Source organism: Methanocella conradii HZ254 (genome assembly GCF_000251105.1).
Classification (GTDB): domain Archaea; phylum Halobacteriota; class Methanocellia; order Methanocellales; family Methanocellaceae; genus Methanocella; species Methanocella conradii.
Window position 1 is genome coordinate 1,699,123 of sequence record NC_017034.1, and the last position, 14,382, is coordinate 1,713,504.

Here is a 14,382-nt window from a genome sequence, read left to right on the forward strand (position 1 = left end):
AGTATTGCTTAGATAGTGGTAAGATAGCGCCATAAAATTTTAATTAGAATAGCTACATTAAGTGAAATTAATGGGACAGGCACAAAATAGCTTGCCTGCCCCATAATTTCTAGGGGGGCATAATCAATAACTTACTATGAACCTAACGTATATATAGTTATCGGTCATTGCATAACATATCTGTATAACAACATCGTATAACAATATCAATTGAGCCTATAACAATATCAGTTGAGCCATAAAACATGAACGTAAGCAGAAAAGAGCTTTCGAGCATTAAAGGGATATTGAAAGAAAACCCCTATGGGATGACGGTCACCGAGATATCCAGAGCAGTAAAGATGAACAGGCATTCGGTGGCCAAGTATCTCGAGGTTCTGGTCGCCACAGGACATGTTGAGATGAAGGCCTTTGGCCAATCCAAAGTTTACTATTTATCCCAACGAGTGCCACTGTCAGCGATGCTAAGCTTTTCCTCAGATATGATAGCCATCGTGGATAAGAACATGAGGGTACAGAACGTAAACGATAAGTTCCTGGAATTCATGGGGCTAACCCGAAAGGAGGCGCTCAATAAGGATATCCATGACGTTTCTCAGCTTATGAAGGTGGAGCCGCCCATAATGCCACAAATAATGGCCGCCTTGAATGGCAAAGAGCAGTCGCTGGAAGCATTTTATCATAGAGGGGGAGAGGTCTACTACTATTTTATCATCAAGTTCTTACCTACGGCCTTTGAGGATGGAGAAATAGGCGCTGCCCTGGTCATGAGCGACATCACGGAGAAGAGGCGCATCGAGAATGAGATAAAGGAGAGCGAGGAAAAGTTCAGGAATCTCGCCGAGACGGTGGCCGGTGGTATCATGATCGTGCAGAATAAAAAGATAGCTTATGCCAATAAAGCCGCCAGTAGAATAACTGGCTATCGGGTGGAAGAATTAATAGGTAAGAGCATGCAGGAGCTCATACACCCTGACCATTTTGGCGTTCTAAAAGAGTTGAGGCTGGACTATGCCAGGGATAGCGACAGCTGCCCTAGAATGCCCTATGAGATAATGATCGTGGATAAGAGAGGTGAGACCCGGTGGATAGAGCTTACTCTCGGATATATGCGTATCAACGGCCGCCCCGCCATCATTAAGGCTTTCTTTGATATAACGAGGCGAAAGAAGGCTGAGGAGGCTTTGCTTAAGGAGCGTAGTGAGCTTGAGGCGCGGGTGAAGTAGCGAGCCGTGGATGGCACATAAAGAAAAGCAGAGAAAAGACAAACTTTTAATGCATAGTGTCTCTTTTTTTCCTTAAATGCTCATAGCCTCTACATGTGATGGGCCTCCTGGCCCCACTATCGTCAAGCGTGAGGCCCTCGGGAACGACCCTTCCGATTACCGTATATTCTACGTCCTTGACCTTATCCAGGCCAGTAGGGCTCATTGTGAATAAAAGCTCGAACTCCCCGCCAAAGCAAATGGCCATGTCAAGCAGCTCGCCCCTGTCCTTTGCCAGTTTTTTGGCTTCCTCACGAACGGGCAGCCTATCGGCATCCACGAGAAAGCCGACATGGCTGGAGCTAGATAGCTCAAAGATGGACTTGCCGAGGCCATCGCTCACGTCCATCATGGCAGTGACCTCCGGGTACTTAGAAAGCCTGACGCCCTCCTCTATCCTGGGCTTCGGCCTAAAAAAGCCGTCGATGAGCACTTTTTTATCCTCTTCTGGCGCCTCCCTGCCCTCGATGAGCACCTTATAGGCGGCGGCTGGCGTGCCCAGATAGCCGGTAACGCATAGCAGGTCGCCCACCTTAGCGCCAGACCTTAGCTTCACCTTATCCTTGTCTACCCGGCCCAGCGCAGTCGTTACGATGGTCAGCTCGGCGTGCTGGTCCGTGTCGCCGCCCACTACTTCCGTGCCATAGGCTCGGGCGCAGTCCCTCATCCCGCGGGCTATGCCCTCGATGAAGCTCATTTCCGTCTCGCCAGGGATGCCCATGGCTGCCACCACCCCTGTGGGCCTGGCACCCATGGCTGCCACGTCGCTCAGGCTGACCGCCACGCTCATCCACCCGATATCCTCTCCCGACATCTCACGGGGGAAATCCGTGGTACGGTGAAGCATGTCGGTGGTCACCACGAGGTAGTCAACGCCGTTGTCTAGCACCGCGCAATCGTCTCCCAGGTACTTTGAGCCCAGTATCTGGGCGATGCGCCGTATAATCCCAATCTCGCCAACCTCGTTCGCCTTCAACCCCATCACTTCATGTAGCGTAATAAGATGCTTCTCGAGCCTTTTACGGTGACGTCAAGCCTGTCCGCCATCAAGCCATAGTCTTCGGCCGTCATTAGCATGTTTGCGTATTTTATGCCTCGATTGTGTAATGTAGTGAGCGCCGCAGCCGCCAGCTCAAAGGCGTCGGCCTCCCTGGACCAGGCGTACACGTCCGCCCTGGACGGCTCCGCGTCAAACTCGAGGAAAGCAAGAAGGGATGAATGGCCATTAACCTTCATGAAGGCGCTATTACGCCCGTTGAGCATAAACTCGGGGATAGCGTAGTCAACGGCTTGCTCGAATATATGGTATGCAGAGCTTTGATGGCGGCCCAGGCGCATAGGCATGCCACGCGTGAACGATGCCAGCTTCATGGGCGGCTTCATGCGAGATATCTTAACATCGTACGCCTTTGTGGCGGCTTCTGCCTCCACCATTGTGCCCGAGCGCTCGAATCCACACTTCTCATAAAAGCCCTCGTTTGCCTGGCTCGAGGTCACCGTGACCGTATCACACTCCTGCTTCTTCGCGATCTCAATGGCCTTATCGACGAGGGCCTTTCCTATGCCCTGGCCCGTAAAGCCTTTTCTCACATAGAGGAGGCCGATATGAAGGTTCTTGCCAAAAGGAGGGCCCTCCTGGCCCATGAACAGCTCCATCTCGCCGACGAGAAGGTCTCCCTGCTGGGCTACAATGGGAATATGATTATTTAATAATAAATAGTTTAAGTGAATTGAGCACGTTTCGACGCTCATCCAGGGGCCTCCGAATCCCCAGCGCTCGCTAAGCGATAATGCCCCATAGGGCACGTCGAACTGCCCGTTGCCTATCTTCCGGTACCAGCGGTCTACGTATGACCGGTGTATGTCGCTTATCTGCTGCGCATCTTCCAGGTACCCATGTCGAAGGCTTATAGGCAAGCCTTTATTATCCGCATTCATGCCTTAAGCTTCTTGATCAGCCATGCCATATTCTTTGCAAGGTTTTGGACGGTGCGGATGGCCTCCTCGTCATCTTTGACCGACTCAGGGTTGAGGCCGTACCCCACGTTCCAGTAGGTCGAGCCGGGCACTATCATCCCGTTTATGAAGAAGAAATAGTTTAGCTGGGCGAAAGTGAAATTCGCTCCCGCCCTGCGTGCTACGGCTATGGCGGCGCCCACCTTGCGCTCAAACGCCCTGGTCTTGATGCCAATATAGCCCGCCCTGTCGAGGAGCGCCATGACCTGTGGGGCAGCGGAGCCGAAGTATACGGGGCTTCCCACGATTATGCCGTCCGCTGCGACCATCTTTTCATATATTTCCTGAAAATCGTCCTCGATGCGGCAGTTAAACAATTCAGCGCAGGCATTGCACGCCTCGCACGGGGCGATCCGCTTATCGCCAAGCGTTATAAGCTCAACGTCGATGCCTTCCTTCTTCAGGGTCTCCAGAGCCTCGCTCACCAGGTAGCGCGTGTTGCTGATTGGGCGAGGACTACCCACGATTCCTACGACCTTGTACATGGCTATAACCCGTATATTTCATTTGTTTTCCTATATAATAAAGCCGAGCGCTACTCATCAGAGTATAAGAACTTTTTTTGAAGCTATATCCTGCCATTGCCTGGAAAGCGGCTCAGGGTCGACTCCCGGGAACGTGTCTATTATGCATACATCGCAAGCCGGCACTGCCCTGTTTAGTTTCCTGAAGTCGCCGTGGTAGACGTCTAGCTCGACATTTCCCGAAGCCCGTGCCACCAGCACCGGCTCATCGCCCACCCTGGGCAGAAGGCTTAAATCAGCCAGCCTATCAACAGCAATATTTAAAGCCCCTTTATTGACCTCAAGGTTTATCAAAAGGTTTCTTATGGCAGGAAGCCATGCGTCATTCAGTATTACACGCCTAGCCCCGCCCAGGGCGGCCAGCAGCCCAAGCGTCCCCACGCTTGCAAACCCGTCTACAACAACAGCCCCCTCCAGCAATCCGTCCAAAAACAGCTTCTCGACCGCCTTCACCTTCACCGAATTGCTCCGCCAGAACTCGATGTGGCAGTCTGACTGGCTACGGTACAGGCAAAGGTCGCCCAGCAATGAGGATACCACGTCCGCCCTCACGTCACATCCACTCATCAATTCATATACGTGAGGCTTCGAACTGGTATCGAGGATGCCTACGCTATCCGATGGCTTGCCGGTCCGCTTTAAAACGCCCTTGACCTCGGGCACTTCCTCTAAAATGCGGTGGGCCACTGCCTTATCAACATTATCCAAAACCATGACTATGCTCTTTGGCGGAAGCCGTGGAGGCTCCACCATCGTAACCCCATAGCTGATGAGCGGCGTGCCCACGTCCTTCAGCGCCGCCCCAGCATCCTTAAAGCCGCTTTTTATCAAGATATCGAGCACATGGGCCATTGTATAGTCAAGATGCCGCTTGCCGCAAGCCGCGCATCGGCCATGGCCTGGCTCAAAGCCTAGCTCAACAAGCGGCGTCAGCTTATCGAGAGGCTTATCATGCCAGCATCTCTGGCATGGGGAATACATAGTATATGCCTGCCGTAGCGTCTCTTCTGCAGGCTTAATGCAATCCATGCTTCCGCAGGTCGGGCATTTTAGCTCCGATGGCATCATTAGGTGATACGCGGCGCCTGTATAAATCATTTCGGTAGCTGATCCCATAAATATAAAGCAAGCAGAAAAACCATTAAATATCATGCCACAGAACTAAAGTAACGTGGTAGACGCATCCTTTTTATCAGACAGGGGCAACGTCTTCGAGGCGTTGCTTAAAGAGTATGGCTTCACGTGCCAGCAAGTCGGACCCCATGCTTTTGGGTCGCCGTTCTGCCAGCCGTCGAAGCTGTTCATCGTACCGTCGGGCTTCGCCGACCCAAAGTATTACAGGGTGTTGCCTGCCCTGGAAAAGAATAAGGAGAAAGTAGCGGGGTTTATCGAGAATGGCGGCATCGTGCTCGCCTACGGGGCAATGGTTGATGATTATGAGTATGATTGGCTGCCGATGAAGCTTAAATACCATATGCACTTTAAGACAAAGAGCGTTCGCCTGGTAAGGCAGGACAGCCCGGCAGCATTGCTGGCAGCACCTGGCGAGAAGGACTGCGATGGCTATTTTACGGAGCATGATGGCGAGACGGCCATGGAGCTGGAAGACGGCAAGCCAGTGGTCGTTTATAAGAGGCATGGGAAAGGGCACATAATAGCGGCGGCGCTGCATGAGTACCCGGAAAGGGGGTTCATCGAATGGGCATGCTCGAAGGAGCGGAATAGCCTTAAGATATAGGGCGTTTCCATGCCAAAGGAAGCGAAAGACATCAAGCAGATGTTCCTTCAGAAGAAGCCCTGCCAGATACTTTTAGCCGCCTATAGGCTCAAAAGGCCGTACGTATCAGCTTTAATGAAAGAGGCTGATACGACTTTTGCCCATACGGCCAACATCCTCTCGGACATGGAGTCCTATGGCCTGATCGAGTTCTCCATGGAGGGCAGGGCCAAGTATGTCAGGCTTACGGCGTCCGGCAGAGAGCTGGCCCGCTCGCTCAACTCGGTCGATGAGCTTCTGGGCGGTAAGCGGGTTTTCAGGAAAATCTACGCCCTCGAAAAGAGCATAGACCGGCTAGAAGAAAACTTGAGGTCTCCAATCCATGATGAAAGGTCTGAAAAGGCCAGAAGGAAGCAGCTAGAGGCAATTCTCGAGCGGGCCGGCACGCTCGAGGCCGAAGCCCTCCACTATAATAACGATACGCTGAACGTGGCCATGGCAAGGGTCAAGGAGAGGCTAGATTACCTTAAAACAAAAATTCAAAGGCATAAAACCACACCGCAAGATACATTAGAAAAAGGGGCAGATAATTAGTTTCAGCATGCTTACACGATAATGATAAGTATGCATTTAAGCTACTACTGGTTGGTATTATCCTATGAGCTATCCCACGAACTTCATACATGCGGCTGACATCCATCTGGGCAAAAGGCAATATGACCTCGATGAGCGGTTCAGGGATTTTGCCAACACGTTCCTAAAGATCGTGGAGTATGCTGTCAATGAAAAAGCCGAGTTTGTCCTGATATCTGGAGACCTATTCGACCAGCGTAACATCAATGCGCCAACCTACGTGCAGGCCAGGCAAGTGCTGATGCGGCTAAAAGAGGCGGGAATACCCTGCATTGCCATAGAAGGAAACCACGATAGGGCTTTTTTAAGGGATGGCATGTCGTGGCTGGAGTCGCTTGACTATGAGGGGCTGGTTAAGCTCATCAAGCCAGGCGAGGAACGCTTGATGGAGAACTATGTTGATATTGGGCGGATAAGGATATATGGCATGTGCTATGCCGGGTCATCGACATCGGCAGTCTTGCCGAGGATTGCGCAGGAGATAAAGGAGATAAACGGCTCCGACCCTCCGGAATACACTGTTTTGATGATGCACCTGGGAGTGGAAGGCAAGGTGAAGGAGAGCATCATCGGAGAGGTCTCGTATGAGAGCCTGTTACCGCTCAGGGAGTGCGTGGATTATCTTGCCTTGGGCCATTATCATAATACTTACGATATCGATGGATGGGTGTATAACCCTGGCTGCCCTGAAACCTGGTCGATCGCAGAGCTGGGAGGGCAGAAAGGGTTTTATCATGTGAAGAATGGAGCAGCAGCCCTGAAGCAGGTTGAAGGCACCCGTGAGTTCTTTATCGTTAAAGTTAATGTAGATGGCCATAAGCGCGTCGATAGTCTTGAGGGCGAGATAGAGCATAAGCTGAGCCGTATCTCGTCTAATAAGCCAATCGTATACGTCTTATTACATGGTACGCTAAACTTCGATAAGTCAGCGATTGACATCGAGAAGATAAGGCGGATGGCAATCGAAAGAACGGGCGCATTATATGCCGATGTCCGCTTTGACCTGCTTAACGATGAGTTCACAGTGGCCAGGCTGGACTCGGACTCGCTGGACAGGGCGTCAATCGAGCGGGAGGTCTTCAGGAAGCTCGCCCTCGCCGATAGCATGCTGGCAGGGCATAGTGAGCAATTCGCCAGCGCGCTTGCAGACATAAAGGACATGGCGGTTAAAGGCGCTGATGAGCATAGCTTGGATGCCGTTTTACGCAAGCTATTCGAAACCATAAAAGGAGCTCCAGAAGGGCAAAAAAATCTTATATCTGAGGGCGACGGCGAGTGGGATTGGAGGAATAGGCTGTGATCATCGAGCGGGTGGAGCTCAAAAACATAAAGAGCTATAAGAATGAGGTGGTGGAGTTCACCGAGGGCATCACTAGCATCTCCGGCTTGAATGGTGCGGGCAAGTCGACAATTCTAGAGGCGGTGGGCTTCGCCCTCTTCGACTCGATACCCTATAGCCAGGCCGACTTCGTGCGTAAGGGCGAGAAGACCGGGGAGGTGTCTGTCACCTTTATCGGGGCTGATGGCCTAAGGTACACAGTTACGAGGAAGTGTGGCGCATCCCAGTCATATTATCTTATAGATAGCTTTAACAACAGGTTTGAAGGCAAGGAGGACGTCGGCTCGAAGCTGTGTGAGATACTTGGCTATAGGGTATCGAGCATGAGCCAGCTATGCTCGCTCTTCGAGAACGCCATTGGCGTGCTACAGGGGACCTTTGTCTCAGAATTTTCTAAAAAACCTGGCGAGAGGAAGAAGATATTTGCTCCACTTCTTCGGGTTGAAGAGTACGATGATGCGTTTAGAAACTTGCTGCCTCTCGTAAACATGATGGAAGCGCGCATAGGCAAGATGAGCGAGGAGATAAGGTATAAGGAGGGCGTCGCCAGCAGGCTCGATGGCCTTGTGGAGGAGATGAATGGCCTTATTAAGGATATAGAGCGCCTGGGCTTTGATTTACAATCTAAAAATGAAGAGCTTGGGATAGTTAAGGCTAAAAAGGATGGCATGGATAAGCTTGAGGATGAGGCTAAAGGGCTGGAAGGCCAGCTTCGGCTTATCGATGTTGACATCCAGAATAAGCGGGCAGCCCTTGCTAAGGCGGAATCGGAGCTAAAAAAATGCGAGTCTGCAGCGAAAAAAATCATCGAGACAGAGCCTGGCTACAAAGAGTACCTGGCTAAGCTCGACGAGCGGATGAGCATAGACGCAAAAAGGGATGACTACAACAGGCTGGTTTTGTCATATAAGACGCTAGAGGCGCGGCTTGAGGCCGACAGGAAGAGGCTTGAAGACTATAAAAGGTCGCTACAAGAGCTTGAGCGATATGAAGCTGAGATAGAAGCCTTACGGCCTAAAGTAGAACAGGAAGAAGACCTTCAAAAGAAAAAAGAAGAAGTCATGGCGAGCCTTCAAGAGAAGGAGTCAGAAAGAAAACAATTAACAGAGCGCATGGATATCGTCAAAAAAAGCAAAGGTAACCTTTGCCCGCTATTGCCGGGCGTCGAATGCAAGTCTGTCACAGATTTTTCTGGCTATTTCAAGGAACGGCTCGAGCATCTCAACTTAGAGAAAATATCTCTTGAGATAGAGTTAAAAGAGATAAGGCAACGATTAAAAGAGCTAGGCGAGCCTGGCAAATCTATAGCCATTAAGCTCGAATCCCTTAAAAAGAAAGATAAAGTCCTCACCGATATCGCAGCAATTGAAAAGGATATTGAACAGCGTAGTGGCGAGCTAAAAAGGCTTAATGATTCGTTGAAGCAGTACGGAGGGCTGGAAGATGCCTACAGGGCTCTAAATAAAAGGCTCGAACAGCTAAAGCCAGCATATGAAGAATACCAGAAAAACGTAGAAATGGCGAAGGCAAAAGAAGAGTGGAAAGAGGCATACCAAAAATCGCTCAAAGAGCTGGAAGAGCTACAAGGGGAATACGCCACTATTGAGGAAAAGCTAAAGGTAAAGCGGCAAGCATACGACAAAAATCTACACGAGAGCATAAAAAAGCGATATGAAGAGCTGACCAGGGATATTGCAAGCATTGAGGCAACGCAAAAATCGTACTCCAGAAGGCTCGAAAGCGTGAAAAAGGATATCGAGGAAATCCAGGAGTACAAGAAGGCCATAGCCGAGCTAAAGTCAAAACGTGAGCGCGAAATTGAATATAAGGCTTTCATAGAGCTGGTAAGGGAAAAGATACGCATGGCCGGCCCCTACGTCATCCGCGTATTCATGGACATCATCTCCAGAGAGGCGACGGAGATGTACTCAGAGATAGCGGGCGACCTCGTGCAGATAAAATGGACAGAGGATTACGATATTGTGATGACGGAAGATGGCAGAGAGCGGCCCTTTAAGCAGCTCTCGGGAGGCGAGCAGATGAGCGCCGCACTCGCCGTCAGGCTGGCAATCCTCAAGGTGCTGACGGGCAGCGACCTGGTCTTCCTCGATGAGCCAACGCAAAACCTGGACGAAAACCGCCGCCTAAACCTGGCCCAGGAGATCACAAGAATAAAGGACTTCAGGCAGATGGTCATCATATCGCACGACGACACGTTTAACTCTGCACTTGAGAACGTCATCGAGATAGAGAAGGAGAACGGAGTTAGTCGCGTAAGGAGGCGGATAGGGGATGCTCGACCTCAGGCAACTCTCACTTGAGCTCTCCGAGAAAAAGGACGACATACTGGGCTTTGAGCGTGAAGAGAGCCAGGTGATGAGCGCATATAAGGAGAAGCTTCCGCTTATAGATGCGCTAGACATGAGGGCTAACGACCGGCTGCCACTATACTCAGGTTGTAAGGTCCTTGAGGAGGGCGCATTTATACGGCGTTTTTCAAAAAGGTTCATGAATAGGGGGGAGGCTACGGACTGGGCGATGGAGGTTCTTAGGGGGAAAACCATTGCGGCGGTTGACGGCAGCCAGGTATACGCCTCACGTAGCTACTCGGTGCCGATCGGGCTTGCGCAAGCCGGGCTGGTAATCAACAGGCACACAGGCGCTGACGGCTTTTCCGCTTCATACAAGCTATCTCTCGTATTGCCCCGTGAATTCGAGGAGCATGGAGGCATGTCAGCATACTCGCCAGTCCCCGTCTCCTTAAAAAGACATCAGCTTGAGTGTAATGCTATCATAGATTTCATGCGCTCTGAGCAGGGAAATCTCGTCTTTTTTGACGGCTCACTCGTTCTCTCTTTCATTAGCCAGCTTGAGGAAAAAGTAAGGGAGCAGTACGCCGCATCCATCATAGAGCTGATGGAGACGTCTGAAGATACACAGACCCCTGTCGTCGCCTATACCGACATGTCCTTAAATAAGGACCTGGTCACCATGATGAGGCATTACTACGGGTTGCCGCTTACAACCCATTTAGTGGACGCTTACCTTCTCGATGGCAAGCTAAACTGGGGAGACCGTACCAGGGCTTTCTTATCGGACCGCGAAGACCGGGATGTTAAAAATAAAAGGTCAACCCTGGACCTGTACGGACCTTACAGGGATTCCGTGGCGTTCTTCTACATCCAGTCAGGTGGAGGCCTGCCCTCTAAAATAGAGGTGCCCAGATGGGTCTATGAGAAAAAAATGCTGGACATGATAGCTGACGTGGTGAGAGCCGAGTGCATCATAAGGCCAGGTTATCCTGATATAATCCACAGGGCACACGAGCATACGATGATAAGCCAGCCTGAGGCGGACCAGTTCAACCGGATGCTGGAGGGCTTCGCGGCAAAAAATGGAATCAAAATTTATAAGAGCGCCAAAGAGCAAAATAAGCGGATGGTGCATAAGGCTTGAAGGTAGGGACGGTCATACAGGTCAGGTCTTTTTCCGAGTATCTGGTGAAGGCGCCCCTCGAAGAGTGCGACGGGTATGTGGCCGCATCCAGCGTGCCCGTTGGCACATACGTATCCATAAAGTCGGCGCAGGGCTCGATCGTAGGCATCGTGACCGGCGTCCAGCACGACATAAAAGAGGAGTACCTGCCATTCCTTTCTGAAGAGAAAAGGGAAGCGTTCATCCCATACGTCAACGACTATAGAAGCTCATACCTTATAATAAAAGGCATAGGAAATGTGCAGGATGGTAAAGCCTTCCAGAGCCTTTCCTTTGCTCCTGTGGTCAATGACGTGGCTGAGGTGATGAGCAGAGATAGCGTTAGGGCTTTCCACATGCCCAATGGCAAGCCAAGCTTTTCCTATTATAGAAAGCTCTCATCAGGCCTTGACCCTGCTATAATGAGCGCCATAATCGACCGCCTGGCAGAGGCCATTCCCGAGAGCAGGCCCATGCTGGCGGCGCTGAAAAAGTACACGGAGCGTCAGGCATGAAGCCCGTCGGCATTGTCAAGCACGTAGAAGAGAACGATATAATTTTTATATCCTCGCAAAAGCTCAAGAAGGGCGATTTCGTGGCATATAAGGACAGATGGGTTGACAGCGACCGCTTCATCCTGTGCCGCGTAAGATATGCTCGATCGCTAAAGGAATATCCTGACGAGTTCTTGATGGATGATGGCCTCGACCCAAAGGAGATATTAGAGTTTAGCGGGATGGACGCCGAGGACTATAAAAAATACCTTATAACCGCTTCCATAGTTGGCTATTATAGCGGCTCATTAAAGGAGTTTAAGCATCCCAGGACTATGCCCGACTTTGGAGAGCCGGTATACCTCGCAGGTAATGAGATGCTGAAGGATATCAGCCCTGTCCCGTCAGGTTCCCAGGGGTCGGCGACTGTCGGGGTGGTGCTGGGGACCGACGTGCCAGTGGCGCTAAGCGTGAAGGAGCTGGCGAGCCAGCACCTGAGCATTATCGCTGCCACGGGGAGCGGCAAGAGCTACACAGTTGGAGTGCTCATCGAGGAGCTTATGAAGCCCATTAACAGGGCAGCCGTGCTCGTCGTAGACCCGCACGGAGAGTACTCTACACTATCAGACATCCAAAACAAGCCAGAGTTCAGCCAGGATGGATATCGTCCAACGGTCAAAATACTGCGAAAGGATAACGTCAAGATAAGGGTCACCGAGCTAACCCTTGATGACTATCTAGGCGTCCTGGAAATGACGGAAAAAATGGAGGCCTTATTTATAAGGGCGTTTAACGCTCTTCCCGACCGCTCGAACTATAAAAAGGTAGACCTGCTGAACGAGGTGAGGGCGCTTCGAGATGAAAATAACCAGTCCACGATAGACGGCATAATATGGAGATTTGAGAGCAACATAATGAACAGGCCGATATTCGATGATTTCCAGCACATGCAGCTAAAGGAGCAGTTCAGCGTCGGCCAGCTAACTATACTGGACCTTAGCGGGCTATCCCAGAAGGAGCAGCAGCTAATCGTAGCAGTCTTGCTGCGCAGGCTCTTCGACGCCAGGGAGAACACGGTAAACCAGAGGTATGGAGAAAAAGACGAGAAATACCTGCCCTACCCTGTCTTTGTCGTGCTGGAGGAAGCCCATCGCTTCGCACCGCAGAACGGGGAGGCCAAGTCAAAAAGCATCTTGAAGACTATACTCTCAGAAGGCCGCAAGTTTGGGATAGGCGTTTGCATGGTCTCACAGCGCCCCTCTAAGCTGGATAGCGACTGCCTCTCGCAGTGCATGTCCCAGATAACCATGCGCATCATAAACCCGGTAGACAGGAATCAGATAGGCGCAAGCATCGAGAGCATGAGCAATGACATGCTCGATGAGCTTCCTGGCCTGGCGAGGGGCGAGGCGCTTGTGTCGGGCGTGGCCATTAACACCCCTACCATTGTTAAGATAAGGGAGAGGATTACCAAACATGGTGGTACCAGCCCCGACGCCCCGTTGCAATGGATTGAATACTCTCAAAAAAATATAGCGTCAAAGCAGGCGGTAATGGCGCAAAGAAAGCAGTACAGGCTATTTTAAACTAATAAATCATTTTTTACCGCTTTTTACTGACTTTGATACGGCTTTAGCCTTTTTGGCCTTAGCTGCAGGCTTCTCAGAGACAGGGGCTTTCACCGCCTTAGCTGCGGCGGCCTCCTCTTCTATGGGAGGCGCAGGCTTCTCCTCGGCCTTCTTCTCCTCCGCCTCAAGCTCTTTCGCCAGCAGCTCTATCCAGTTACCAAGGTCGGGGCAATAGTCAGGCTCACACTCATACGTACAGCCGACACATGGGGCCACTTCACCGCCCGCCATTATCAAGCCAAAGTCGGCCTCTTTCTTCTCAGCTTTTTGAGGCTTATAGGTTATTCGAAAGGTCCTGGTACCCCTTACGGTCTCCCAGATACGCTTTATCTTGTCCTCCGACTCCAGCCTGGCTATGATACGAGAGCACTTACGGCTATCGATCTTCAGCTCTTTCCAAAGGTCGCTCTGGAGGACGCCATTGGGGCGGGACTTTATAATTTCAAGCGCCTTCTCCTCTAAGCCATCCTCGCTCAAAATCCGATTACTCCTTCACGGGGTTTAACAGGATTATGTTATTGCCTCTCAACACCACCGAGCCAAGCGTCCTCAGCTTCTGGCCGCCCTGGATCTCTGCGGTATCAACGAGATGCAGATTTAAATAGTCATCCGCGCTGACCAGCGTCCCCTCTAGGATGTTTTTCTCGCCTTTCATTTCTACCTGTATCTTCTGGCCTATCAACGATTGGACTTTTTTATTAGGGAACAAAAAATGGTCCTCCTTTACACAAATTAAAGATGCTAGTCTATATTCCGCTCATTACCTATTTGTATTTTTTTATCGTCACATGCTATGCCACGGGCCTCACCGTTTTCTTCACGGCATTGGCGATGTCCTTCCCAAGCCTCTTGCACTCCTCAAGGTCTCTTTCATTAGGCTCGTATTGCACCCTCAACACGGGGTCGATGACCTTTATGCCAAGCGACCGCATCATCCTCGCTATGTCTACAGGCGCTTCGCCACTCCAGCCATATGACCCGAATGCCGCCCCAACCTTTCCCTCGATTGCCGTCTGGCCAAGCTCCTTGCCCATTCGCTCGATGAAGCGCTCCATGGCATCGTGCATCTTATACCAGAAGGTCGAGCTTCCGAGCGCTATGGCGTCTGCATCCCTTATCTCATTCATGTCTGCCTCATAAAAGCTCACAGAGCGGGCTTCCATGCCCCGGTCTTCCGCCCCATGGGCTATGGCATCCGCCATTTTTTTGGTGTTCCCCTGAGTGCTGAGGTAGACCACGACTAATTTAGGCTTAACCATAAATATCAAAATATAATATTAGTTTCGGCGTTA

Annotated in this window: 15 protein-coding genes; 8 read left to right on the forward strand and 7 right to left on the reverse strand. The window is 51.0% G+C overall.

Annotation, left to right across the window (positions count from 1 at the left end):
- Positions 1 to 245: 245 nt before the first annotated feature.
- Positions 246 to 1,226 carry a PAS domain S-box protein gene (locus MTC_RS08840; protein ID WP_014406348.1) on the forward strand — a complete coding sequence of 327 codons (981 nt, stop codon included), beginning with the start codon at positions 246 to 248 and terminating at the stop codon, positions 1,224 to 1,226.
- Between the two features lie 46 nt (positions 1,227 to 1,272).
- Here the strand turns inward: MTC_RS08840 and thiL are convergent, their stop codons facing one another.
- The 4 genes from thiL to MTC_RS08860 are packed head-to-tail and all read right to left on the reverse strand — an operon-like array spanning position 1,273 to position 4,903.
- Positions 1,273 to 2,247 carry a thiamine-phosphate kinase gene (thiL, locus tag MTC_RS08845; RefSeq protein ID WP_014406349.1) on the reverse strand — a complete coding sequence of 325 codons (975 nt, stop codon included), beginning with the start codon at positions 2,245 to 2,247 and terminating at the stop codon, positions 1,273 to 1,275.
- On the reverse strand, positions 2,247 to 3,203 hold the full coding sequence (locus tag MTC_RS08850) for a GNAT family N-acetyltransferase (protein ID WP_014406350.1): 957 nt from the start codon (positions 3,201 to 3,203) through the stop codon (positions 2,247 to 2,249). The genes thiL and MTC_RS08850 overlap by 1 nt, the downstream gene beginning before the upstream one ends.
- Positions 3,200 to 3,766 carry a flavodoxin family protein gene (locus MTC_RS08855; protein ID WP_014406351.1) on the reverse strand — a complete coding sequence of 189 codons (567 nt, stop codon included), beginning with the start codon at positions 3,764 to 3,766 and terminating at the stop codon, positions 3,200 to 3,202. The genes MTC_RS08850 and MTC_RS08855 overlap by 4 nt, the downstream gene beginning before the upstream one ends.
- A gap of 57 nt (positions 3,767 to 3,823) precedes the next feature.
- A complete protein-coding gene (locus MTC_RS08860; protein WP_237705886.1) occupies positions 3,824 to 4,903 on the reverse strand; it encodes a hypothetical protein in 1,080 nt (359 codons plus the stop codon).
- Positions 4,904 to 4,976: 73 nt separating this feature from the next.
- Here MTC_RS08860 and MTC_RS08865 point away from each other — a divergent pair, with 73 nt between their 5' ends.
- From MTC_RS08865 to MTC_RS08895, 7 genes are all read left to right on the forward strand, one after another.
- Positions 4,977 to 5,543, forward strand: a complete 567-nt coding sequence (locus MTC_RS08865) for a hypothetical protein (RefSeq protein ID WP_014406353.1) — start codon at positions 4,977 to 4,979, stop codon at positions 5,541 to 5,543.
- A 9-nt stretch (positions 5,544 to 5,552) separates the two neighbouring features.
- The gene (locus tag MTC_RS08870; RefSeq protein ID WP_014406354.1) at positions 5,553 to 6,116 is read left to right on the forward strand and encodes a winged helix DNA-binding protein; all 564 of its coding nucleotides are present in this window, start codon (positions 5,553 to 5,555) and stop codon (positions 6,114 to 6,116) included.
- A 64-nt stretch (positions 6,117 to 6,180) separates the two neighbouring features.
- A complete protein-coding gene (locus tag MTC_RS08875) occupies positions 6,181 to 7,455 on the forward strand; it encodes a metallophosphoesterase family protein (protein ID WP_014406355.1) in 1,275 nt (424 codons plus the stop codon).
- A complete protein-coding gene (locus tag MTC_RS08880; RefSeq protein WP_014406356.1) occupies positions 7,452 to 9,815 on the forward strand; it encodes an AAA family ATPase in 2,364 nt (787 codons plus the stop codon). Before MTC_RS08875 ends, MTC_RS08880 begins: the two co-directional genes overlap by 4 nt.
- A complete protein-coding gene (locus MTC_RS08885) occupies positions 9,787 to 10,950 on the forward strand; it encodes a DNA double-strand break repair nuclease NurA (protein WP_014406357.1) in 1,164 nt (387 codons plus the stop codon). Before MTC_RS08880 ends, MTC_RS08885 begins: the two co-directional genes overlap by 29 nt.
- On the forward strand, positions 10,947 to 11,483 hold the full coding sequence (locus MTC_RS08890) for a hypothetical protein (RefSeq protein ID WP_014406358.1): 537 nt from the start codon (positions 10,947 to 10,949) through the stop codon (positions 11,481 to 11,483). The genes MTC_RS08885 and MTC_RS08890 overlap by 4 nt, the downstream gene beginning before the upstream one ends.
- Positions 11,480 to 13,048 carry an ATP-binding protein gene (locus MTC_RS08895; RefSeq protein WP_014406359.1) on the forward strand — a complete coding sequence of 523 codons (1,569 nt, stop codon included), beginning with the start codon at positions 11,480 to 11,482 and terminating at the stop codon, positions 13,046 to 13,048. Before MTC_RS08890 ends, MTC_RS08895 begins: the two co-directional genes overlap by 4 nt.
- 9 nt (positions 13,049 to 13,057) lie before the next feature.
- Here MTC_RS08895 and MTC_RS08900 read toward each other — a convergent pair whose 3' ends face one another.
- The 3 genes from MTC_RS08900 to MTC_RS08910 form a co-directional block, all read right to left on the reverse strand.
- A complete protein-coding gene (locus tag MTC_RS08900; protein WP_014406360.1) occupies positions 13,058 to 13,567 on the reverse strand; it encodes a helix-turn-helix transcriptional regulator in 510 nt (169 codons plus the stop codon).
- Positions 13,568 to 13,574: 7 nt separating this feature from the next.
- Positions 13,575 to 13,799, reverse strand: coding sequence for an LSM domain-containing protein (locus MTC_RS08905; RefSeq protein ID WP_014406361.1), 225 nt, complete (start codon positions 13,797 to 13,799; stop codon positions 13,575 to 13,577).
- Positions 13,800 to 13,881: 82 nt separating this feature from the next.
- Entirely contained in the window at positions 13,882 to 14,349 is a 468-nt protein-coding gene (locus tag MTC_RS08910) for a flavodoxin domain-containing protein (RefSeq protein WP_014406362.1), read from the reverse strand.
- Positions 14,350 to 14,382: the final 33 nt, after the last annotated feature.